This window comes from Pseudomonas sp. CAM1A (genome assembly GCF_047501685.1).
In the GTDB taxonomy this organism is placed as follows: Bacteria; Pseudomonadota; Gammaproteobacteria; order Pseudomonadales; family Pseudomonadaceae; genus Aquipseudomonas.
Genome location: NZ_JBFNXP010000002.1, coordinates 866183 through 888706 on the forward strand (window position 1 = coordinate 866183; position 22524 = coordinate 888706).

A 22524-nucleotide genomic window follows, 5' to 3' on the forward strand; every position below is an offset into this window, starting at 1 on the left:
TACAACCACGTTCTTGCAGGCAGCGCTTTCAAAGATCTTGGGCGCTATTGCTTCATGGCTGTCAGGAGCATGTCGTCAGGGTTGTAGCGCTAGTGAGATCGAGCGCCGCGCGGGCGGAGCTCGATCTCACAAGCGCTGAAACCCTTTTGGCGAATCAGAAATTCGCCGGGGTGTTGGCGCTGATGATCTCGGCCTCGTCGGGGCCGATGTTCTTGAAGCTGTGGGGCAGGGTGGTGGGGATGTAGTAGCCGTCGCCGGCGTTGAGAATGCTCACCTGGCCATCGACCCACAGTTCCAGGGTGCCACGGGTGACCAGGCCGCATTCCTCGCCTTCGGCATGCACGATCGGCTCGCCGGAGTCGGCGCCCGGTGCGTACAGCTCACGCAGCATGCGCATCTGCCGACCTTCGACGCTGGCGCCGACCAGCAGCATGCGCAGGCCGTTGCGGCCCAGGTCGGGCTGTTCGCCGCCACGGAACACAAAGCGCTCCTCGCGCACCGGCTCGTCGAAACTGAAGAACTCGGCCAGGGACATGGGGATCCCTTCGAGCAGTTTCTTCAGGGAGCTGACCGAAGGGCTGACGCGGTTCTGCTCGATCTGCGAGATGGTCGAGTTGGTCAGGCCGCTGCGGCGGGCCAGCTCCCGTTGGGAGAGGTTGTTGCGTTCACGCACCAGTTTGAGTCGTGTCCCCGTGTCCATAGCCGCCTTGTTTGCAGAGGTGTCAAAAATAATGGGCGAGGCATTAAAACACACTCTGCAGGCTTGCGCGCTGTGCGCATCAGTGGCGCTGGTCAGACCCTGCCGGCCACAGCCCGACCAGCAACAGCAGGGCACCCACGGCCAGGAACGGCAGGCGCGGATCGAGGGCGTAGACCAGGGCGCCGGCCAGTGGTCCGATTACCGCCCCCATGCCCTGGGCGGCGCCGATCGAGCCGGCCGTCGCGCCCTGTTCGCTGGCGTGCATGGCATTGGCCGCCAGGGCCGAAAAGGCCGGGAACACGAAGCCCATGCCGAACGCGGCGACGAAGAACGCGCCCCACAGCCATGGCGCGCTGGTGGCCAGGGCCGCGGCGGCGAAACCGAGCCCGGATACGCAGGCGCCGACCTTGATCATCTTCTGCGGTGGCCATTCCAACTGGCGCAGGAACACCTGGGCCAGCATCAGCGCCACCCCCACGCTGGTCAAGGCGATGCCCGCGGCCTGGGCGGCGGCGCCGGCCTCGAGCTGCAGGCGGTCGAGGGCGAAGAAACCGACGGCGATCTGCGACACGGTAATGCTCAGCATGGCGCTGAAGGCCACCAGCAGAGGCCTGCGCAGACGCGGGTCGGACAGCCGCACCGGGTTGGGCGCATGGACTTGGGCCAACGGCTGCGGCTTGAGCTTGAACAGCAGCACGAAGAACGCCGTGGCCGGCAGCAGCGACAGCACATAGAACGGCATGCTCAGGCTGTAGCGCGACAGCAGTGCGGCCAGGGCCGGGCCCAGCACCAGGCCGACCGCGTTGGCCGCACCCAGCGAGGCCATGGCCCGTGCCCGGCGCTGCGGTTCGACATGGTCGGCGATCAGCGCGTTGCCGCCCACCGGCAGCGCGGCATAGAAGGCGCCGATCATGCCCCGGGCCAGCATCAGGCCGAAGAAGGCCAGGGTCGCGCCCGGCAGCCAGCGCAATGCGCCGTCGATGAACAGGCACAGCACCCAGTAGGCCAGGGTGAAGCCGCCACTGCCCAGCAGCAGTACCCGGCGCCGCCCAAGCCGATCGGCCAGGCGCCCCCAGGGCCGGGCCAGCAGCACCCAGACCACGCCGGCCACGGTCACCGCCGCGCCGGCCTGCCAGGTGGCCATGCCCAGCAAGCGGGCGATCGGGCCGATCAGGGCGACGAAGGCCATCATCGACATGGTGCAGGCCATGTTGGCCAGCATCAGCGGGCGCAGGTCCAGGGTGCTGGGCGGGCTGCTCACCGGGGCAAGCGTGGCAGGGTCCTTTGCAACGTTCATAAGGCAGTCCAGGGCGGTTCGACGAAATGAGCGTCGATGTTAGTAATTATTATTTACATTTGTCGAGCCCTGGCGGTGCTCACTCACCGCGACGCAACGGACCTGGCCACATGCTACGCAAGACGCCGTCGCGACGCACCAGGCCATGCACCAAGGCCGCGCCCAGGTGCACCAGCACGGTGGCGAACAGCAGGTAGCCGGCCCAGCCGTGAGCCTCGCGCAACACGGCATAGAGTTGCAGGTCGTGGGGAGCGATGGCGGGCAGTTGCAGCGGGCGGGGGTAGCCGCCTGCCGAGAGCATCGCCCAGCCGAGCAGCGGCATGGCCAGCATCAGCCCATACAGCAGCAGGTGCGAGGCGCCGGCGGCCAGGCGCTGCAGGGCGGGCAGGTCGCGAGGCAGTGGCGGGTGCGCCAGGCTCAGGCGCAGGATGATGCGCAGGATCACCAGCACCAGCAGGGCCAGGCCGGTGGCCTTGTGCAGCTCGATCAACCACGGGTGGCGGGGCGACAGGTCGGCGACCATGCTCACGCCGATGAACAGCATGGCCAGGATCAGCACGGCCATCAGCCAGTGCAGCAGCCGGGCCAGGGGGTGAAAGGCAGTGGCGCTCATGGGCGGGCTCCTTCGGTCAGCGACTCGTGGCTGCGGCGGTTGAACGACACCGAATAGGCGGCCGAGCGGGCGGCGAGGATCGGGTCGGCGGAGGGTTCGATGCCGTGAGGCAGGATCAATGGATCGAAGTTCAGGTCGCGGCAGGCGCCTTGCTCGGGGCCGTCGACCTGCTCCATGACCAGGGTGCCGGCATCGAGGCTGCGGCGTTCGGCGGGCCAGGGGCGGGCAGGGTCGTCCACCGGGTCGCCGGGCTCGGCCAGGGTCAGGCGCAAGGTCCAGCGCAGCGGGCCCTGGGCCAGGCGTTGCTGCAGGTCGTGCTGCAGGAACTGCTTGTCGTCGACCTGGGCGGGCAAGGCGGCGTAGGCGGCCTGCGGCTCAAGCGCCCAGCGCACTGGGTGCGCCTGGCCCTTGGCATCGATCAGGCGGAAGGCGTTGATGCTGTTGTAGGCGGTGCTGGCGAAACTGTCGCTGGGTTTGTAGCTGGCTGCCCACTGGCGAAACGCCGCGCTCTCCGGGTGGGCGGCGAAGAAGGCTTGCAGCCTGGCCGGGTCGGGTTTGCCGGTGGCCGGGTCCGGAGTGCCGGCCAGGACCTGTTCATAGAAACCTTCGACCGTGCTCACGGCCAGCACCGGCGGGTTGTTCATGCCGGTGCGCCAGACCTGGCCGTCGTCACTGGTCAGCTGAAGTGCCAGGCTGCGCACCGGTATGGCGGTGTCCGGCGCGAACGGATTGGCGCCGCCGATGGCGAAACGGCCGATCACCGGCACCTTCTGCTGGCTGAACACCCGGGCACTGGACAGCGAGGCGGCCTGGCCGCTGGCCTGGAAGTAACCGCTGACACACAGGCCCTTGGCATGGTTCTTCCGGTAGCCGGGGTGGTGGCCGGCCTGGGCTTCGAAGGTGTCGATGATGCGTTGCGGGGTCAGCCTTGGCGCGCCGATCCAGCCGGCGGCGTAGGCAAAGCCTGCGCCCAGGGCGGCGAGCGTGGCAGCGATGGCGGCCAGGCGCAGGGCCTTGGCGGGGCCGTGCAGGGGAGTCGTCATGGGAACGGTCCGGTCAGGTGGAATGAACCGGTACGACGCAGGGGCCAACGATTTATTCCCGGCGGGGGAATAGATTCCGTGCCCGCGCGTCTGCCTTGTACACTGACAGCCCGCAGGGCCCGGAACCCGACCATGCATGACCTGGACGACCAACAATGGCGCGAGCTGCTGCAGCGCCTGCGCCGCTTCGCCCTGTGGCTGACCCGCGAGCCCGGTAGCGCCGACGACCTGGTTCAGGCCACGGTCGAGCGCGCCTTGAGCCGTCGCGGCCAGCAGCGTGATACCGACAGCCTGCGCCCCTGGCTGTTCACCATCCTTTACCGGCTGTTCCTCGACGGCAAGCGCCGCGAGCGCCTGCATGCGCGCTGGCTGGCCTGGTTCGGCCGGGGCCAGGCCGAGGAGCCGGCGGGCGGCGAGATCGAGAGCATCGTGCTGGCCCAGGCCGACCTGCAGGCCTTCGCCCGCTTGTCGCCCGAGCAGCGGGCATTGCTGTTGCTGGTCAGTGTCGAGGGCTTGAGCTACAAGGAGGCGGCCGAAACCCTTGGCATCCCCATCGGCACCGTGATGTCGCGCCTGTCGCGTGCCCGTGCCGCCCTGCGTGAACTGACCGAGGGCAGCCCCACGCCCCCGGCCCTGCGGAGACTCAAATGACACGCCTGATCCCCACCGAGCACGAGTTGCACGCCTATGTTGACGAGCGCCTGGAGCCGGCGCGCCGGGCCGAGGTGCAGGCCTGGCTGGCCGCCAATCCGCGGGAGGCCGCGCGCATCGAGGCCTGGCGTGCCGATGCCCGGTGCCTGCGGGCGGCCCTGGCCGGCTTTGGCGAGCGGCCGAGCGATCCGGACCTTGACCTGGCGCCACTGCGTCGCCGCCTGCGCCAACGTCGGCAGCGCCGTCTGGCCACAGCGGCGGTGCTGATGCTGGCGGTAGGCCTGGGCGGGCTGGGCGGCTGGCAGGCGCGTGAGGCGACGCTGTTCGCCGGCATGCTGCCCATGGCCGATGCGGTGCAGGCCCACAGGCTGTTCGCCGAGGCCAGCACGCTGGATATCGAGGCTCGCGACCCGGCACGCCTGCAGGCCTGGCTGGGCACTCACTTCAACCGCGTCGGCCGCCTGCCGGACCTGGCGGGCTATGGCTTTGCGCCAGTGGGGGCGCGGCTGTTGAGCAACGAGGCGGGGCCAGCGGCGTTGCTGGTGTTCGAAGATCGCCAGGGGCAGCGCATCAGCCTGTTCCTGCGTTCACCCGGCGAGCATTTCGAGCGCATGCCTACCGGCCAGCGCACCGATGGCCAGCTGGAGGCGCGCTACTGGTCCCATGGCGATTACAACTTTGCCCTGGTCAGCGCGGCGGATGACACACGCGGCGAGTCGTTGCGCCGGGCGCTGGACGTCAGCCTGTAGGCAGATCGAGGCCGGCGCCATCTACTTTTCAAAAGCGTTCAAGTAATTTATTGGGGACATAAAGCGGGCACTCTCTGCTATGTGAATGATTAAAATGACCCAGTCATCGCCACGGCGATGCTGGCCAAACAGCCTGAGCTTGCATGTCTGCATAGTGCTCGCCCGTTTACCTTCGTCTATTTTTTACCGGCAGAATATCTAGAGCTACATGCTGTCAGCGCAGGTAGGGCGTTTCAGCAGTGCCGCTGAAACATCAGCGTAGTAAATCTCAGGCCGCAGGTAAAACTGTGATCAAGGATAGAATGCCTCAACCTCTGTGCGTCGCTCATTCAACCGACGTACGGCATCATGCCGCTCTGCCGTGCCCAGCGGTACGCCCTGCCACACTTTACGAGGGTTCGAGTAGTAGTTCAACCTCGTGCAGGTTCTGCAATCTTCATAATCTGCCATGATGGTCATCGCGTTGCCACCGGGAAGTAGATAACCGTGTTGGTATTTCGGGTCGAAATCGGGGTCGCCGCTTTTCCAGTAATGCTGAGCGCCTATATTGTGGCCCAAGACATGCCCCATGTCGAGGTGGTCGCCCAGCACGTTCCATGTGGAAAACCCGGTTTCCTTGCGTGACGCCAAATAATAACTTCCGAATACGCTTGGATCAATAATGGCGGTGAGTACCAGATCGGCACGCAAGCGTTCACGCTCAGCCTGCATCTGGTTATAAGCATCGCTGCCACGCATGCGGATCAAGTTCAAGACAGCGTTGGGTGTCAGGTTTTTTTCACTGACAATACTTTCAATATATCCAGCAAACTCATACTGGATGTCCACGCCACTGTCCTTTAACTGTCGATTGGCAAATATCAGGCGATCTTCCATGATATCCGAGAGGCTTGGATAGTCTGTCGGCCGCCGGGAATAACCCGCACGGGCCTCGACAGTACTCATCATCATGACCCGGATGATACTGACTGCCCTCGGTTGTACTGCAGGCCGCCGTGCAGCAAGCTGGCTGGGGAGCGAAGGATCCGGGTCTTCCACCTGTAGACAGGTCTGGGCAAGTGTGCGTTTCGAGGGGTCGACCTTGATCAGCACCTGCTGCCCCGCTCCCAGGTAATCGAGCCGATACAGTTGGCCATCGACATGTATGTCCCCAAGTACCTTGTCGCCGTAGCGAGCCAGCGACATCCAGTTGATCGGATCCACGTCCACCTCTGCGGGGGAGGTGAATCGCTGATTGCGATCGGAGGGGCTGTCGCCGTACCAGTAGGTCTTGACCGGGTTGTCGTCAGCGGACCAGCGAAGCTGGTAGCGCACGACCTGGTGATCCGCCACTTGTACCGAGATCAACCTGGCTTCGCGCCCGAGCAGCGCCGGATTGACCTTCACCGGCCGAAGCTCCCGATTGGCGGGGTCGTCAAGCAAATCATTCAGATAGGGCGCGAGATTCAGTTGGTGTTGTTGGTCGATCCAAGCTTGGCGGTCCATTGCTGGGCCAAGTTCGAGCAGCACGGGTAGCTCGGTGGTCACCGGCGCAGAAATCTGTTTGATGGAAGAGCACGCTGAAAGCAGGAAAATTACCGTAAGAACCGCCAGCGACTTTCTAGTTGCAGAATCCATAATTTTGCTCCCTTGCTCAATAGATTCATCTGGAGGCGAAACATCAGGTAGGGGCAAGTACCTGGAAAGCCATGAGTATCTGTTGTAGGGAAGCAATCCCCCCTCGATACCGTGATTACATACGCTGACCTGTCCCACAGTGCAGGAGCGGGCTTGCCCCGTGATAAGGCTCTGACGAAAAGCCTTGATACTTGTTCATGCTGCGTTGAAAACAGCCTCGGAATGCTCATGTACTCAGTACAGTCGTGCGCGACTCCGACCGTTCCTCGGCTGTTTTCGCCTTGCCTGACCTGCGTCTCAAGACTTTTCGTACAGACCCTAGGGCCGCTCTGGTTCGCTGGCCGTGGAGGCACGGCATCTATCGGGAGGGGGGGTACATAAATTATCTATGCTGTACAGTGAGCCTGATAGGTTTCCTCCCTTTGTAGTGATGACTACACCATTTCTGGGGGGGGTTTTGCTGTTAATATCCATGATCCGAACGGGGGCCGAAAATGAGGTCGAGCGGAAGCAACGATTGGATTCGTCTTTAGGCGTTCTTAAGCAAATTACATCCGGGGCTATATTAGTATTAGGTGGCGATTCGGGAATCCCAAGTATTCGTGCAGATCCGGCTTGCCGTCCTGATTCATCGCATGTTCGCTTGGAGTCGCCTTGGGAGAGGAACACGACACATAGTCGAATGCCTTGCAAGTTTAGTCCAGGATACAGCTCTACCGCTGTAACAGGTGGTCCATATTCAATTTTTGCAGTTCTGTAGGGGGGGTTGGTGTATTTTAGCACTCCAAGAAAGTTGTGTGCTGGATCGGGGTCTATGAGGGAGATGCTAATGTTTGGGTTTGTATATGTGCTGCCTATTACACAATACTGCCTGAGTCCGTGCTCATCCAATGCGCAGAAGCTAAACGGAGTTGGATACCCGCCATCGATAATGACTTTTTCTGCTGGGGCATCGCCAGGGAGTTTGCATGCGACTTTTGTTGTGTAATTACCTCCTTCGAAATTGACTGCGCATGTTTGATTTTTAGCAGACACTAAGATGTACGGAACGGTTTTGGAATACGCCCCTTCGCTCCAGGCCAGTATTGCACATAACATCAGCGCGTGGACGATAAAGAAGGTGCTTGGTTGGATACGATAGTTCAATTCTATTCTCCTTGATCAGCGCGTGATGGTCCGCCCCTGAACAATACAGCTGATACATTTGGTCTTCGATATTTTCCCAGTAGCTTGTCCCGTAGCGACTTCGCGACACTCAGTCAATGGGAACACATTCAATGCTTCGGCGAAGGCATGTGTTGTTTCACGATGGGCTAACCTGTTGCCGTACCAAGCAGGTTCTGGTCGAACTGCCGCCAGCATCAGCTCGCGTGGCGACTTACTGCCTGAAGAATCCATAACAGTGCGCCTTGCTTGATGGCCTTATTAGAGGCGCATGCAAGGTTTCTAACAACTGGCAAAAATATCAGGTAGAGGTAATAACACTGGAGTGCTATGAGCAGGCTGGTGTGGAAGTGATCAATCCCGCCGGGGCATGACTACACACGCAGAACCGCTCTCACAGCCAGAAGCGGTTTGCTCCGCGATGAGGCCCTGCAAGCCCTCATACGATACGCAGTTCAGCCTTGTCCACCTGCTCCATTTCCATCCCCGTCGAGCAGCGCCTCGATCACCGAATTGGCCGCATTCTGCTACTGGTCCCATGGGGATTACAGCTTTGTCCTGGTCAGCGCGGTGGACGATGCCCGTGGCGAACAGTTGCGGCGGGCGTTGGGGGGCAGTCTGTAGGGCGTGATCAAAGCGCTAACCGAGCGTCCTTTCCATGGCGCCCACCACCAGACCCTCCATCAACCCAACCCCCTCGGCTTCGCCCAGGCCCTTGCCGCGCAACATTCCAGGCAACTGGTTAAGCAGCGTTGCCAGCACATGCCCGGTGGCTGCCAGGGTGTCCCCGGCCAACCGCGCCTGCGGCGCAATCAGGCGCAGCAGCCCGGTTTCGTAGCGTTCGCGCAATTGCGCAAGGCGCGCCTGCTGGTCCTCGCTCAGGCAGCAGAAGTCCCGCTCGGCCAGGCGAAACTGCAACGGCCGCTCGCCATGCAACTGCCAGTGCGCGGCGATCAGGCAGGCCAGCACCGGCTTGCCCTGGGCCCGCGCCCGGCGGCCTTGGTCCAGAGTGGCCTGCAGCTCCTCGTACAACTCCTCGATAAGGTCGTACAAAAGGTCCTGCTTGCTGGGGAAGTGGTGGTACAGCGAGCCTGCGGTCAAGCCCACGTGCGCCGCCAGCTCACGCATGCTGACCTGGCCGAAGCCTTTTTCGGCGAACAGGGCCATGGCCCGGTCGCGCCGCTCCTCGAAATTGGCGCAGCGCAGCGCCGCGTTGACCGGGGGCATGGCGCGGCTCCGTCAGTAGGTGAAGAAGCCGCGGCCGCTCTTGCGACCCAGGTAGCCGGCGGCAACCATCTCCTTGAGCAGCGGGGCGGGGCGGTACTTGCTGTCGTTGAAGCCTTCGTGGAAGGCCTCCATGATCGCCAGCAGCGTGTCCAGGCCCACCAGGTCGGCCAGGGCCAGCGGGCCGATCGGCTGGTTGCAACCCAGGCGCATGCCGGTGTCGATGTCCTCGGCGCTGGCCAGGCCTTCCTGGAACACGAAGATCGCCTCGTTGATCATCGGCACCAGGATCCGGTTGACCACGAAGCCCGGGCGGTTGCCGGCGGTGATCGGCGTCTTGCCGAGCCGCTCGGTGACCAGCAGCGCCTGGGCGTAGGTCGCGTCACTGGTCTGCAGGCCACGGATGATCTCGACCAGCGCCATCATCGGCACCGGGTTGAAGAAGTGCACGCCGATGAAGCGCTGCGGCTGCTCGATGCAGGCCGCCAGCTGGGTCACCGACAGCGACGAGGTGTTGGTGGCGATCAGGCACTCGGCGCCGACATTGGCCGCCACCTGCTGCAGGATGCGCTGCTTGAGGGCGAGGTTCTCGGTGGCCGCCTCGATCACCAGCTGCGCGCTGGCCAGCTGGGCGTAGTCGGTGCTGGTGCGGATGCGCGCCTTGGCCGCGCTGGCCTTGTCGGCGTCGATGGTGCCCTTGCTGACCTGGCGCTCGAGGTTCTTGCCCAGGGTCGCCACGCCGCGCTCCAGCGCGGCGTCGGAAACGTCCACCAGCAGGACCTGGTAGCCGGCCAGTGCGCACACCTGGGCGATGCCGTTGCCCATGGTGCCGGCGCCGATCACGGCGATGTGTTCGATGTTCATGCTGCTGACTCCTTTCAGACGCGTTCGAAGACGACGGCGATGCCTTGGCCGCCGCCGATGCACATGGTGGCCAGGGCGTAGCGGCCCTGGACGCGGTGCAGTTCATGGATAGCCTTGGTGGCGATGATCGCGCCGGTGGCGCCGACCGGGTGGCCGAGGGAAATGCCCGAACCGTTGGGGTTGACCTTCTCCGGGTCGAAGCCCAGGGCGCGGGCCACGGCGCAGGCCTGGGAGGCGAACGCTTCGTTGGACTCGATCACATCTAGATCGGCAACTTTCAGGCCGGCTTTCTCCAGCACCTTCTGGGTGGCCGGGATCGGGCCCAGGCCCATCAGCGCCGGATCCACGCCGGCATGGGCGTAGGCGACAATCCGCGCCAGCGGCTTGAGGCCCTGGCGGCGTACGGCGTCACCCGTGGCCAGGACCAGGCCGGCGGCGCCGTCATTGATGCTGCTGGCGTTGCCGGCGGTGACCGTGCCGTCCTTCTTGAACACCGCCTTCATGCCGGCCAATTGTTCGGCGCTGGCGTCGCTGCGCACGTTTTCGTCCACGGCGAACTGCACGCTGCCTTTGCGGGTCTTGATCTCGATCGGCACGATCTGGCCGTCGAAGCGGCCTTCGGCGATGGCGCGAGCGGCGCGCAGCTGGCTGGTCAGGGCGACCTCATCCTGCATCTGGCGGCTGATGCCGTGGGCCGCCGCGACGTTCTCGGCGGTGATGCCCATGTGGAAGTGCTCGAACGGGTCCTGGAGGATGCCGACCATGTAGTCGATGCCCTGCAGGTCGCCCATGCGCGCGCCCCAGCGGGCTTGCGGCAGCAGGTACGGGCCGCGGCTCATGGCTTCGGCGCCGGCGGCCAGGGCGATGTCGCTGTCGCCCAGCAGCAGGCCCTGGGCGGCCGAGACGATGGCCTGCAGGCCCGAACCGCACAGGCGGTTGACGCTGAAGGCCGGGGTTTCCTTGGGGATGCCGGCGTTCATTGCAGCCACCCGGCCCAGGTAGGCATCGCGCGGCTCGGTGGGGATCACGTTGCCCATCACCACGTGGCCGATCTGCTCGGCGGCCACGCCCGAGCGCTCGATGGCGGCGCGGGTCACCTGGGTGGCGAGCTCGGCCAGGGGCAGGTCCTTGAGCGAACCGCCGAAGCTGCCGATGGCCGAACGTACCGCGCTGACGACGAAGATTTCTGTGCTGCTCATTGGGGCTCCGTTTGCGAAGGCGTGGCGGGGCGGGGGTGGCTCTGCGAGAATGGCGGCCGCACCCTCCCGGGGTGGATCGAGTCTAGGCAAAGGCCCTCAGGCGGCCTATGCCGGATCTGTTCAGACAACCTGGCATTTTTTGCCACTCAGCATAGACAGCGGACTTCTGCCATGCGCGATAGCGACACGGTCGCGGTGTACTTCCTCAATGCCATGGTCCACGCCCTGCGCGACCGGCCACAGGCGCGCGACGCCCATCTGCGGGCGGTGGGCATCGACCCGCAGATGCTGGCCCAGCCGTTGGCGCGGGTGCCAGCCAAGGCCTTCGCCCAGCTGTGGCTGGCGCTGATCGACGAGTTGCACGATGAGTTCTTCCAGCTCGACAGCCACGGCATGCCTTTGGGCAGCTTCGCCCTGATCTGCCGCGGGTTGATCCAGGAACCGACCCTGGGCAAGGCGCTACGCCAGTGCCTGGGCAGTTTCGCCCTGTTCCTGCGTGATTTGAACGGCAATGTCACGGTGCGTGGCGCGCGCACCGTGATCAGCGTGCAGTCGACCATCGCCGATCCGCTGACCCGGGTCTACGCCGAGGAAACCTACCTGGTGCTGGTGATCGGCCTGCTGTGCTGGCTGGCCGGCCGGCGCATCGCCATCGACCGTACCGAGCTGGCCCTGGCGCGCCCGGCGCAGGAAGATGACGCGTTGCTCTGGGGGCCGGACCTGCGCCTGGGCAGCGGGCGCACCGAAGTGGAGATCGACAGCGCCTGGCTGCGCCTGCCGGTGGTGCAGGACCTGGCGGCGCTGAAGGGCTTCCTGCGCAGCGCGCCGCAGGGGCTGGTGATCCGCTTTCGCAACCAGAATGGCCGGGTGGCGGAGGTCTACCGGCATTTGCGCGCGCTGCATTACGGGCAGTGGCCGACGCTCGATGCCATGGCCGCACGGCAGAAGCTCAGCGCCAGCAGCTTTCGCCGCCAGCTGGAGCGCGAAGGGCGCTCCTATCAGCAGATCAAGGACGAGGTGCGTCGGGCAATGGCCTTCGAATTGCTGCGCGAAGGCCATCTGAGCATCGCCGAGATCGCCGAGCACACCGGCTTCCAGGAACCCAGCGCGTTTCACCGGGCGTTCAAGAAGTGGACCGGGCAGAGCCCGGGCAGTTACCGGGCCAAGCGCGGCGCATCGGCTTGATGGGCGGTCAGTGCCGCAAAGGCTCGGGCCTGAACAACGGCTTCTTCATCACCACTTTGATCCACACGACCGCGATCAGTGAAACCACCGCCAGCACCAGCCCGGCGGTGCCGTAGATCTTCAGGCTCATCTCGGAGCTGGGCGATGCGTTCCAGATCGCATACAGCATGCCGCCGATGCCGAACAGCTGCGGCAACGGATAGAACGGTGTGCGGAACGGTCGCGCCAGGTGCGGGTAGCGTCGACGCAGGGCGATCACGTCCAGGTGCACGATGATGTAGGCCAGCAGCCAGGCCAGCGCGGCGGCCAGCAGCAACAGGTTGATCGCTGCCGCGTCCTGGCCCATCAGCAGGATCGGCAGCCCGGTGATCGCCGCCACGAACAACACCGCGACCCACGGTGTGCGGGCGCGCGGGCTGAGCTGCTTGAACTGGGGGAACGCCTGGCCATTGCAGGCCATACCGTAGAGCATGCGCGGGATGGCCGCCAGCGAGGTGTTGAGGGTGCTGCAGGTGGCGGTCACCGCGGCGATCACCAGGAACACCTCGCCGGTCTTGCCGAACACCGTGGTGGCGAACAGGTAGTGGGGCAGGGCATCGCTGCTCAGGGCTTCGCGGGGCACCAGGAACAGCGCGCCCAACCCGTACAGGCCGATGGTGGCGAAGATCACGGTCAGGCCGATGATCATCGAGCGCGGGATGTTGCGCTCGGGCTTGCGGGTTTCCTCCACCAGCGAGCAGACGAACTCGGCGCCGACGAAGCCCCACACGGCCATGGCGGTCAGGGCCAGCACCCCGACGCCCATGGGGTTCCAGTCGCCCTGCAGCAGGGTGGTGGTGACCCCTTCGGCGTGCCCTTCGCTGATCGCGGCCACGCCGAGGATCAGCAGCACGATCACCATGACCACGGCCATGGCGCTCTGCAGCTTGGCGAAAATGTCGATGCCCATCAGGTTGAGGCCGGTGAACAGCGCGAGCACGCCGAAGGCCACCGAATACTGCGGGAACACCCCGGGGTAGACCTTGCCGACGATCAGGTCGAGCAACAGCAGCTCGGCGGACAGGGCGAACATGGCCACCACCACGTAACCGGAGAAGGTCGCGAGGATCGCCGGGAAGTGCCCCAGCGCCACTTCGGTATAGCTCGACAGGCTGCCGGCACGCGGCACCAGCAGTGCCAGTTCGGAGAAGGAAAAGGCGTAGCTCAGGGCCAGCAGGTAGGCCAGCCCCAACGGCACGATGAAGCCCAGGCCGGCGGCGCCGACCCCCTGCAGCATCATCACCATCACCCCTTGCGACACCACCAGGCCCACGGCCACCGCCAGCAGCGACCCCAGCCCCAGGACCCGGCGAAAGCCGGCTTGATCGTGCTGCACGCTGGCAGGCACGGACGCACTTGCACTCATGACAGTTCCCCGCTCTTTGTTTTTGTAGTGCGCAGATACTGAGACAGGGTGGCAGGTGGGGAAATTAGTAAATATGTGGTTGGTACAGAGGAAAAAACTGGGTTGGCAGGGGCCGCAGGGCGGCCCCTGGGCTCAGAACGTCGCCTTGACCTGCAAACCGAATATCAACGCGTTGTCGATGTCTTTCCCCGAGAACGCACCCGGCTCGACGATGTACTGCACATCCGGCCGCAGGTTCAGCCAGGAGGTGGCCTGGTAGCCGTAGCTCAGCTCGATCAGTTGCTCGGCGCTGTCGATGTCGGGGAACGGTTGGCCGGCATTGAATGCGGCCTCCTCGAGCACGTCGCGGCTGCGCGGGTTCGGCACTGCGCGCCCGTAACCCAGCGCCAAGGTATCCCGAGGCCGGCCCGCGAACGGCTGGTACAGCACCACGCCGGCACCGTACCACTTGGTGAATGGCGAGGCGGCCTTGCTCGAGGCCGAGTACTGGCCGAAGGCGTGCAGGTGGCGGCCCGGCAATGCCGGGTCGTTCCACATGGCCTGGTCGACCAGCAGGTAATGGCCACCACGACCGGCGACGTCCTCGCTGCTGCCGATGCGTTTCACGTTCGAGCTGTCGTAGTAGTAACCGACCTTGTACTCGCCCGGCAGCTCGCCACGCAGTTTGTACACCAGCTCCAGCGGGAGCACGGTGCCGGTGCTGTGCTTGGGCCCCAGATGCCAGGCGCGGCTGGAATTGCCGTTGCTCTCGGGGTCGACGTTGAACGCTGCCACGCGCAGTTGCCAGTCCGGCGCCAGGTCGTACTTGAGCCGCGCACCTAGGTGTGCGTTGGGGTAGTTGGTCCAGCCGCTGCCGCCGGACATGTTCAGCGGGTGGCCGCAGAAACCGGCGTTCATGAAGTTGCACAGGATGCCGCTGTCCAGCCCGCCGAGGTCGTTGCCCATGGCCATGTAGCCGAGCTTGAGGTTCAGCGAAGGCGACAGGTTGCGCTCGTAGCTCAGTTCGGTGAGGCGGGTGTAGAGGCCGCCGTAGTTTTCCTGGATCGGCAGGCGGTTGCCCACCAGGTCCTCCGAGGCACTGTTGCCGCGGCGGTCGTTGAGGGTCAGCTGGACCTTGCCGCCGTTGTCCAGGCCATACAGTTTCGCCAGGTCGAACTGCACGCCCAGCTTGAGGTTCTGCGAGTAGCGGGCCGAACGGTGCAGGCCGCCGTGGGCGTTGTAGGCGGTCTCGCCGCTGTAGTCGCCGGTGAAGGTGATGCCGTCTTCCGCAAGCTGGTGGCGCAGGCCGCCCCAGTCGCCGGTCAGGGTGTTGTCGGCGGCGAATGCAGGGGTGCAGGCAAGGGCAAGAAGCAGGGTGGGGGTGAGGCGTGAAACAAATGGCATTTCGGAAATCTCGGGAGCTGCTGGAGGCCATCGCGGGGCAAGCCCGCTCCCACAAACCTTATGTGCCAGGCCTCTGGGGCCGGGCTGTGGGAGCCGGCTTGCCCCGCGATGGGGTCGACACTTATGGCAAGGCGTACGCCATCACATAGTCACCGCGGTCGGTGGACTGACGCGCACCGCCAGCGGTGACCACCACGTACTGCTTGCCGGTCTTTGGCGACACATAGGTCATCGGGCCGCCCTGGCTGCCGACCGGCAGGCGGGCTTTCCAGATCTCGTTGCCGTTGCCGCTGTCGTAGGCGCGCAGGTAGAAGTCCTGGGTGCCGGCGATGAACACCAGGCCGCCCTGGGTGGACAGGGTGCCGCCGAGGGTCGGCAGGCCGATCTTGATCGGCAGGTGCATGCGGATGCCCAGGGGGCCGGTGTCCTCGACGGTGCCGACCGGCACCTGCCAAGCCACCTGGCGAGTCTTCATGTCGATGGCGGTCAGGGTACCGAATGGCGGCGCCTGGCACGGGATGCCGGCTACCGACAGGAAGCGGTTCTTGTTCACCGCGTACGGGGTGCCCTTGAGCGGCACCGCGCCCATGCCGGTGTTCAGCGCCTCGCCGCCGCCCGCCGCCGCGCCCGTGTTCTGCGACGGGATCATCTGGATCCACAGGCCCAGGCGCATGTCGTTGACGAAGATGAATCCATGCACCGGGTCGGTGGAAATGCTGCCCCAGTTCATGCCGCCCAGCGAACCCGGGAAGCTCAGCGACAGGTCGGTGCCGGGCGCGGTGTAGAGGCCGTCGTAGCGCATCTTCTTGAAGTCGATGCGGCACAGCAGCTGGTCATAGGGGGTGGCGCCCCACATGTCCGACTCGGTCAGGGTCTGCGCGCCGATCTGCGGCATGCCCACCGATTTCGGCTGGGTCGGCGAGTATGGCTCGTTGGGGATGTTGCTGGGCTTGACCGGCACTTCATCGACTTGCGTGAGTGGCTTGCCGGTGGCGCGGTCGAGCACGTAGATCTGCCCGGCCTTGGTGCCGATCACCACGGCGGGCACGGTATTGCCGTCATCCTTGGTGAAGTCGATCAGGCTCGGCTGCATCGGCAGGTCGAAGTCCCAGAGGTCGTTGTGCACGGTCTGGTACACCCACTTTTCGTTACCCGTGGTGGCGTCCAGGGCCAGCACCGAGGCGCCGTAGGTGTGGTCAAGCTTGTTGCGTTCGACGCCGTAGATATCGGTGGACGAGGAGCCCATCGGCAGGAACAGGGTGTTCATCGCCGGGTCGTACGACATCGGCGCCCAGCTGTTGGGCGTGCTGCGCACGTAGGTCTGGTCGCCTTGCGGAGCGGCGCGATCCTGCGGGTTGCCCGGGTCGAAGGCCCAGCGCTGGGCGCCGGTGATCACATCGAAGCCACGGATCACGCCGCCGGGCATGTCGGTCTGTACATTGTCGGCCACGCGGCCGCCGACCACCACGGTGGTGCCGGCCATCAACGGTGCCGAGGACAGCTGGTAGTACGAGTCCGGCACGTTGCCCAGGCCGGCCTTGAGATCGACCTGGCCGTTGTCGCCAAAGCCTTCGCAGAACGCGCCGGTGTCGGCATCGACTGCGATCAGGCGGCCATCGATGGTATTGGTCAGCAGGCGGCGCTGGCAGTTGGCGCCGGCCGGCACGTTGGCCAGGGTGATCGGTGAACTGTTCGGCTGGCTCGGTTGGGCGATCGGCGTGGTGGCGTCGAAGTAGGCCATGCCACGGCAACGCTGCCAGACCTTGGACTGGGCGTTGATGGCGTTCTTCCACAGCTGCTTGCCGGTGTCGGCATCCAGCGCGATCAGGTTGTTGTGCGGGGTACAGATGAACACCTTGTCGCCGACCTGCAGCGGGGTGAGCTGGTCTTCGGCGCCATTGCCGTCGCTCAGGGCGACATCACCGGTGTGGTAGGTCCAGGCGACCTTGAGCTGGTCGACGTTGCCACGGTTGATCTGGTCCAGCGCGGCGAAACGGCTGCCGCCTTCGGTGTTGCCGTAGTGGGCCCAGTCCTTCTGTTGCTGGCCGGGCTCCACCGGCGTCAGGCCCGGGCCCTTGCCGGTGGGGGCGACGCTGGGGTGGGCGACGAACATGTTCCCGGCGGCGATGGCCAGGGCCACGGCCAGCACGCCGGCGATGCCATAGGCACCGTGCGCCTTGCGGCGGACCAGCTGCGGATAGGTCAGCGCCACCGCCAGGCCGATGGCGGCGAACATGAACAGGCGCGAGAACAGCGGCCAGAACACCAGGCCAGTGTCGGCCACGGCCCAGATCGCCGTGCCTACCAGGAACACCGCGTACAGCCAGGCGCCAGCTGGCTTGCGACGGGCGATGAGAATGCCGGCAATGGCCATGGCCAGGCCGCCGATCAGGAAGTACCAGGAACCGCCGAGGCCGGCCAGCTTGACGCCGCCAGCGGCCAGGAGCAGGCCGAGCAGGGCGATGACAACGCCCAGGCCGACCAGGATGAAGGTTGAGGCGCCAGTGGCGCGGGGTGAGTCGTTCATGCCAGGGATCTCGCAGGTGGAATACCGGCAGTTTAATCCCTTAGCAAGCTAATTAACAAGTTAGTACATTTTGATTCGTGGCAGATTGTCGCAGGTAGAGCAGGCGATTAACCGTCCACGTGGGAGCGGGCTGGCCCCGCAATGAGGCCAGTCGCTACAACCAGGTTGGCTGGGAGGACGCAATCGCGGGGCAAGCCCGCTCCCACGCAGCACGCGCCAAAACCAGAATGAACTCAGGCCTGCAATCCCTCCAACAGGCAGCGCAATGCCCCTTTCACGCGCTCGGCGGCCGCCTGCGGATCGTCCTGGGCGATCACCCAGATACCGCTGTCGCCCATGGCGCCGTTGAGCAGGTGGGCCATGGCCACGGCATCGAAGGCGCGCAGCCGGCCGGCTTGCTGCAGTTCCACCAGGCCCTGGGCCATGGGACCGATGTAGCTGGCCTCTTCCATCTCGCGCAGGCGCGGGCCGAGCACGCCGGGGGCATCCTGCAACAGGATGCGCCGCAGCGCCGGTTCATGCAGCAGGTCGTAGTAGTACAGGCAGGTGTCGATATAGCCCTCCCAGGGGTCGTCGTGGGTGGCGTAGCGGGCGTCGATGGCCTGGTTGATCTCGTCGAGCAGGTGCTGCACCACGGCGGTGAACAGCCCGGCCTTGCCGCCGAAGTGGTGGTGCAGGGCGCCTCGGGTGAGGTCGGCTTCGGCGCACAGTTCGTCCATGACCACGGCGGCAAAACCTTTATCGGCGAACTGGCGACGGGCAACGGCGATCAGCCGTTCGGTGGTGTCTGCGCTCATGGCGGCGCGGCTGCGGCGAGGGGTAGACATGGAGAGCTCCGGGTGAAAAGCGATGGCTGCAAATTAGCATACGTTGCGTATGTCATTAAATGGCATTAGCATACGCGGCGTATGTCAATTGGAGATTGTCACCGTGTCTGCTCTCGTTTCGCGTAAACCCACTGCCTGGCTGGGCGAGCTGCCGGGCCTGCTGCGCCTGGCGCTGCCGCTGGTGCTGGGCCTGTCGGCGGCCGAGTTGATCAGCCTGACCGACACCGTGCTGCTGGCTTCGCTGGGTACCGTGGTGCTGGCCTGTGTCGCGCTGACCAGCAGTGCCGGGCTGATTTTCCATGCCGGGCTGTACGGCATGCTCGCCACCCTCAGCGTGCGCGTCGGCCACGCCTTCGGTGCCGATGATCCGGGCGAAGTGGCGCGCACGCTGCGTGGCGGCCTGGGCTATGGATTGCTGGTCGGCATCCTCGGCTGCCTGGCCATGCTGGCCAGCCTGCCGTTGGTGCAATGGCTAGGCGTGCCGCTGCCGGACGTGGCGCTGTTGACGCCGTACTGGCAAGCCATGGCGGTGTTCCTGATTCCGTACTGCCTGGCCGTGGTGTTCAAGGATGTGCTGGAAGCCATCGGCCGGCCTTGGGTGGCGGTGTTGCTGGTGATGAGCGCGGTGCTGTTCAACATCCCGCTGAGCTACGGGCTGATCCACGGGCATTTCGGCCTGCCGGCACTGGGCCTGCTGGGGGCGGGTATTGCCGGGGTGATCGCCGAGTCGCTGGCGGTGATGCTGGCCCTGGCTTACTGGCGCCTGGCGCCTTCGCTGGCGCGTTACCGCACGGCCACGCAGGGGCCACGCCTGACCTGGCGCACGCTGCTGGGCGAGGGCTGGCCACTGGGGCTGGGTTACCTGGCCGAGGCCGGCGCGGTGGTGATCGCCGCCTGGATGCTGGGCTGGCTGGGCAATGCCGCACTGGCCGCCAACCAAGTGGTGCAGTCCATTGGCGCGCTGCTGTACATGCTGCCGCTGGGCATGGCCGCGGCGGTGAGCATCCGTATCAGCCAGGCCCAGGGCCGCGGCGAGGCGGCGCGCATCCGCGCCATCGGCAGCGCCACCTTTGCCAGCGTTACCGCGTGGATGCTGGTGGCCACCGTGCTGCTGGCGGTGTTTGGCCGCTCCATCGCCGAGGCCATGAGCGACGACCCGCAGGTGATCGCCATCGCCGTGCCGATGTTCGTGGTGGTCGCGGCCATGCAGGTGGCTGATGGCCTGCAGTCTACCGCGCTGGGCGCCTTGCGCGGCCTGCAGGACTACCGCTGGCCGGTGGGGGTGACCTTGGTCAGCTATTGGTTGCTGGCGCTGCCGATGAGCTACTGGCTGGCCTTCCATTCCGCGTTGGGCCCGGTGGGGGTGTGGGTGGGCTTCGCCTGCGGCCTGGCCGTGGCGGCGGTGCTGCTGCCGTGGCGTTTCTATCGCCTGCAGGCAAGGCCGCTCACCGCGGCGCTGGTTCAGCCCTGATAGAACACCGCCAGCCACACCGTGGTCACGCCGGGCTCGGTCCATTCCACGCGGTGGCGGCAGCCGGGCGGTATGTCCAGGTGATCGCCTACGCGCAGCACGCGGGTGTGCGGCTCGTGTTCCAGGCGCAGGCCGGCGCTGCCGCTGAGCACGACCACCCATTCGCCCTCGGCCTGGTCGTACCAGAATCCCGGCGGGCTGGCCTGGCCGCTGGAGACGATACGCTCGATGCGCAATCCCGGGCGCCGCAGCAGCTCGGTGAACTGCTCGTCGGCCTCGGGGGGCAGCGGCGGTAGGGCGGTGAACAGGTTGTCGGGCATGGTGCTGCTCGCAGTAGTTGATTGCAGAAAGGGATTGTAGGAAGGTTTCGGCCTTTGCCCCCACGGAAAACCATGATGGACAAGTTGCTAGCGATCAAGGCGTTCATGGCCACTGCCGAAACCGGGGGCTTTTCCGCAGCGGCCCGCAGACTGGGCGTGGCAACTTCCTCGGTCACCCGCCAGGTCGATGCCCTAGAACAGGCGCTCGGCGCCAGCCTGCTTAACCGCTCCACCCGCCAGGTCAGCCCGACCGAGGCCGGTGCCGGCTACTACCAGCGCGCCCGCGAGATCCTCGAGGCCCTGGCCGAGGCCGACGCCAGCGTCGCCGACCGCGGCGAGGAGCCGGTCGGTGTGTTGCGCCTGTGCCTGCCGGTGGAGTTCGGTCGTCGGGTGATCGCCCCGCACCTGGGCGCGTTCCTTGCCCGGCACCCGGCACTGGAGCTGGACATCGACTTGAGTGATCGCTTCGACGACCTGCTCGATGGCCGCTACGACCTGACCATCCGCCTTGGCGAGCCGGCCCCCAGCGATGACCTGGTGTGTCGTCCGCTGGGGCGCTTCGAGCGCTGGCTGGTGGCCAGCCCGGCCTACCTGCGCCAGCAGGCGCCACTGACCGAGCCGCAGCAACTGGCCGCGCATGCCTGCCTGCGCTTTCGCTACGGCCAGTCGGCGCGGCCCTGGCGCCTGAGCCGGGGCGAACAACGCCTGGAGCTGGATGTCAGCGGCCCGTTGCGCAGCGCCAACGCCGACCTGTTGCGCGAGGCCGCCATCGCCGGCAGCGGTGTGGCGCTGCTGGCCGACTGGCTGGTGCGCGAGGACGTCGAGGCCGGGCGCCTGCAACGGCTGTTCGCCGACTGGACGGTGAGCCCGGGGGTGGCCAGCGCCAGCATCAACGCCTTGTACCTGCCCAATCACCGTGGTTCGCGCCGGGTGATGGCGTTCGTTGCCTTCTGCGAGGGGGTGCTGACCGGCTGAGGTGTTGCGCTTCGCGCAAAGGCCCGTTGCGCGGGCGATGGATTCTCGCCGGGGCGGATGTCCGTCACCCTTCGCGCACATCCTTTCGCAAGCCGAGGTAACCTCGAATGAATCCCTCCCTCGCCGTTGCCCAGGCAACGGCTCCAGGCCTGAGCCGGGCCCTGGTGACGTTGCTGGCCTTCTGCTGCGGCGCCATCGTCGCCAACATCTACTACGCCCAACCCATCGTCGGCTTGATCGCCCCGGATGTGGGCCTGTCCCCCGAACGGGCCGGTCTGATCGTGTCGCTGACCCAGATCGGCTATGCCCTGGGCCTGTTGTTTCTGGTGCCATTGGCTGACTTGCTGGAGAACCGTCGGCTGATGATCGCCACGGCAGTGCTGGCCACCGGCAGTCTGCTGCTGGCCGGCACCAGCGGCCACGGGCAGGGCGAGATGTTCTTGCTGTACGCGCTGCTGATCGGCTTCAGCTCGGTGGCGGTGCAGATGCTGATACCGCTGGCGGCGCACCTGGCGCCGGAGCGTGAGCGTGGCCGAGTGGTCGGCAACATCATGGGCGGGTTGCTGCTGGGCATCCTCCTGGCGCGGCCGCTGGCGAGCCTGGTGGCGGATCACTTCGGCTGGCGTGCGGTATTCGTCGGCGCGGCCGGGGTGATGGTGGCGATCATCCTGCTGCTGGCGTTGACCTTGCCGCGCCGGGTACCGGCGCACAAGGCCAGCTATGCCGGGCTGATGGCCTCGTTGTTGGTGCTGTTGCGTCGCTATCCGGCGTTGCGCCAGCGAGCGCTGTACCAGGCGCTGATGTTCGCGGCGTTCAGCCTGTACTGGACGGCGGTACCGCTGGCGCTGGTCGCTGAACATGGCCTGTCGCAGAGCCAGATCGCGCTGTTCGCCCTGGTGGGCGCGGTGGGCGCGGTGGCGGCGCCGTTGGCCGGGCGGCTAGCCGATGCCGGGCATGCGCGGCGCGCTTCGCTACTGGCGATGGCCCTGGCGCCGCTGGCGTTGCTGCTGGGCCTGAGCGCACCGGGCGCCAGCGTGGTCGGCCTGGGGCTGACCGGGGTGCTGCTGGATTTTGCCGTGCAGATGAACCTGGTCATCGGCCAGCGCGAGGTCTATGCGCTGGATCCGGCCAGCCGTGGCCGGCTCAATGCCTTGTACATGACCAGCATCTTCCTCGGCGGGGCCGTGGGCTCGGCGCTGGCTAGCGGAGTGTATGCGCAGTTTGGCTGGAGTGGCGTGGCATTGCTGGGCGCGGGATTGCCGGCGGTGGCGCTGGTGGTGTTCCTGATCGTTTCACGGCGCTGATCCCAG

Annotated in this window: 19 protein-coding genes; 6 read left to right on the forward strand and 13 right to left on the reverse strand. The window is 65.6% G+C overall.

Annotated elements, in window-relative coordinates; genetic code table 11:
* Positions 1-154: 154 nt before the first annotated feature.
* From ABZO33_RS07720 to ABZO33_RS07735, 4 genes are all read right to left on the reverse strand, one after another.
* Positions 155-700, reverse strand: a complete 546-nt coding sequence (locus ABZO33_RS07720; protein ID WP_414535539.1) for a cupin domain-containing protein — start codon at positions 698-700, stop codon at positions 155-157.
* A 79-nt stretch (positions 701-779) separates the two neighbouring features.
* Complete coding sequence (locus ABZO33_RS07725; RefSeq protein WP_414535540.1) at positions 780-1997, reverse strand: MFS transporter; 1218 nt, start codon at positions 1995-1997, stop codon at positions 780-782.
* 79 nt (positions 1998-2076) lie between these two features.
* Positions 2077-2610: a cytochrome b gene (locus tag ABZO33_RS07730; protein ID WP_414535541.1), complete on the reverse strand. Its 534-nt coding sequence runs from the start codon at positions 2608-2610 to the stop codon at positions 2077-2079.
* Positions 2607-3653 carry a catalase family peroxidase gene (locus ABZO33_RS07735; protein WP_414535542.1) on the reverse strand — a complete coding sequence of 349 codons (1047 nt, stop codon included), beginning with the start codon at positions 3651-3653 and terminating at the stop codon, positions 2607-2609. The genes ABZO33_RS07730 and ABZO33_RS07735 overlap by 4 nt, the downstream gene beginning before the upstream one ends.
* A gap of 132 nt (positions 3654-3785) precedes the next feature.
* Between ABZO33_RS07735 and ABZO33_RS07740 the strand changes: the two genes are divergently transcribed.
* Both ABZO33_RS07740 and ABZO33_RS07745 read left to right on the forward strand, forming a co-directional pair.
* Positions 3786-4304, forward strand: coding sequence for a sigma-70 family RNA polymerase sigma factor (locus ABZO33_RS07740; RefSeq protein ID WP_414535543.1), 519 nt, complete (start codon positions 3786-3788; stop codon positions 4302-4304).
* Positions 4301-5053, forward strand: a complete 753-nt coding sequence (locus ABZO33_RS07745) for an anti-sigma factor family protein (RefSeq protein ID WP_414535544.1) — start codon at positions 4301-4303, stop codon at positions 5051-5053. Before ABZO33_RS07740 ends, ABZO33_RS07745 begins: the two co-directional genes overlap by 4 nt.
* A 291-nt stretch (positions 5054-5344) precedes the next feature.
* On the opposite strand, the gene ABZO33_RS07750 is transcribed toward ABZO33_RS07745, so the two are convergent.
* The 4 genes from ABZO33_RS07750 to ABZO33_RS07765 all read right to left on the reverse strand — a co-directional run bounded on the left by ABZO33_RS07750 (position 5345) and on the right by ABZO33_RS07765 (position 11121).
* A complete protein-coding gene (locus ABZO33_RS07750; RefSeq protein WP_414535545.1) occupies positions 5345-6670 on the reverse strand; it encodes a hypothetical protein in 1326 nt (441 codons plus the stop codon).
* Positions 6671-8473: 1803 nt separating this feature from the next.
* Positions 8474-9061: a TetR/AcrR family transcriptional regulator gene (locus ABZO33_RS07755; protein WP_414535546.1), complete on the reverse strand. Its 588-nt coding sequence runs from the start codon at positions 9059-9061 to the stop codon at positions 8474-8476.
* Positions 9062-9073: 12 nt separating this feature from the next.
* A complete protein-coding gene (locus ABZO33_RS07760; protein ID WP_414535547.1) occupies positions 9074-9922 on the reverse strand; it encodes a 3-hydroxybutyryl-CoA dehydrogenase in 849 nt (282 codons plus the stop codon).
* Positions 9923-9936: 14 nt separating this feature from the next.
* Entirely contained in the window at positions 9937-11121 is a 1185-nt protein-coding gene (locus ABZO33_RS07765; RefSeq protein WP_414535548.1) for an acetyl-CoA C-acyltransferase family protein, read from the reverse strand.
* 171 nt (positions 11122-11292) lie between these two features.
* Here ABZO33_RS07765 and ABZO33_RS07770 point away from each other — a divergent pair, with 171 nt between their 5' ends.
* Entirely contained in the window at positions 11293-12306 is a 1014-nt protein-coding gene (locus tag ABZO33_RS07770) for an AraC family transcriptional regulator ligand-binding domain-containing protein (RefSeq protein ID WP_414535549.1), read from the forward strand.
* A gap of 7 nt (positions 12307-12313) precedes the next feature.
* Here ABZO33_RS07770 and ABZO33_RS07775 read toward each other — a convergent pair whose 3' ends face one another.
* From ABZO33_RS07775 to ABZO33_RS07790, 4 genes are all read right to left on the reverse strand, one after another.
* Positions 12314-13711: an APC family permease gene (locus ABZO33_RS07775; RefSeq protein WP_414535550.1), complete on the reverse strand. Its 1398-nt coding sequence runs from the start codon at positions 13709-13711 to the stop codon at positions 12314-12316.
* A 132-nt stretch (positions 13712-13843) separates the two neighbouring features.
* Positions 13844-15094, reverse strand: a complete 1251-nt coding sequence (locus tag ABZO33_RS07780; protein WP_414535551.1) for a carbohydrate porin — start codon at positions 15092-15094, stop codon at positions 13844-13846.
* 121 nt (positions 15095-15215) lie between these two features.
* On the reverse strand, positions 15216-17621 hold the full coding sequence (locus ABZO33_RS07785) for a glucose/quinate/shikimate family membrane-bound PQQ-dependent dehydrogenase (RefSeq protein ID WP_414535552.1): 2406 nt from the start codon (positions 17619-17621) through the stop codon (positions 15216-15218).
* A gap of 233 nt (positions 17622-17854) precedes the next feature.
* On the reverse strand, positions 17855-18448 hold the full coding sequence (locus ABZO33_RS07790; RefSeq protein ID WP_414535553.1) for a TetR/AcrR family transcriptional regulator: 594 nt from the start codon (positions 18446-18448) through the stop codon (positions 17855-17857).
* A 103-nt stretch (positions 18449-18551) separates the two neighbouring features.
* Here ABZO33_RS07790 and ABZO33_RS07795 point away from each other — a divergent pair, with 103 nt between their 5' ends.
* Positions 18552-19919, forward strand: a complete 1368-nt coding sequence (locus ABZO33_RS07795; RefSeq protein WP_414535554.1) for an MATE family efflux transporter — start codon at positions 18552-18554, stop codon at positions 19917-19919.
* On the opposite strand, the gene ABZO33_RS07800 is transcribed toward ABZO33_RS07795, so the two are convergent.
* Entirely contained in the window at positions 19910-20239 is a 330-nt protein-coding gene (locus ABZO33_RS07800) for a cupin domain-containing protein (protein WP_414535555.1), read from the reverse strand. The two genes, ABZO33_RS07795 and ABZO33_RS07800, sit on opposite strands and share 10 nt — an antisense overlap.
* Before the next feature lie 75 nt (positions 20240-20314).
* Here ABZO33_RS07800 and ABZO33_RS07805 point away from each other — a divergent pair, with 75 nt between their 5' ends.
* The gene (locus ABZO33_RS07805) at positions 20315-21214 is read left to right on the forward strand and encodes a LysR family transcriptional regulator (protein WP_414535556.1); all 900 of its coding nucleotides are present in this window, start codon (positions 20315-20317) and stop codon (positions 21212-21214) included.
* A gap of 107 nt (positions 21215-21321) precedes the next feature.
* Positions 21322-22518 carry an MFS transporter gene (locus ABZO33_RS07810; protein ID WP_414535557.1) on the forward strand — a complete coding sequence of 399 codons (1197 nt, stop codon included), beginning with the start codon at positions 21322-21324 and terminating at the stop codon, positions 22516-22518.
* The last annotated feature ends 6 nt before the right edge of the window (positions 22519-22524 follow it).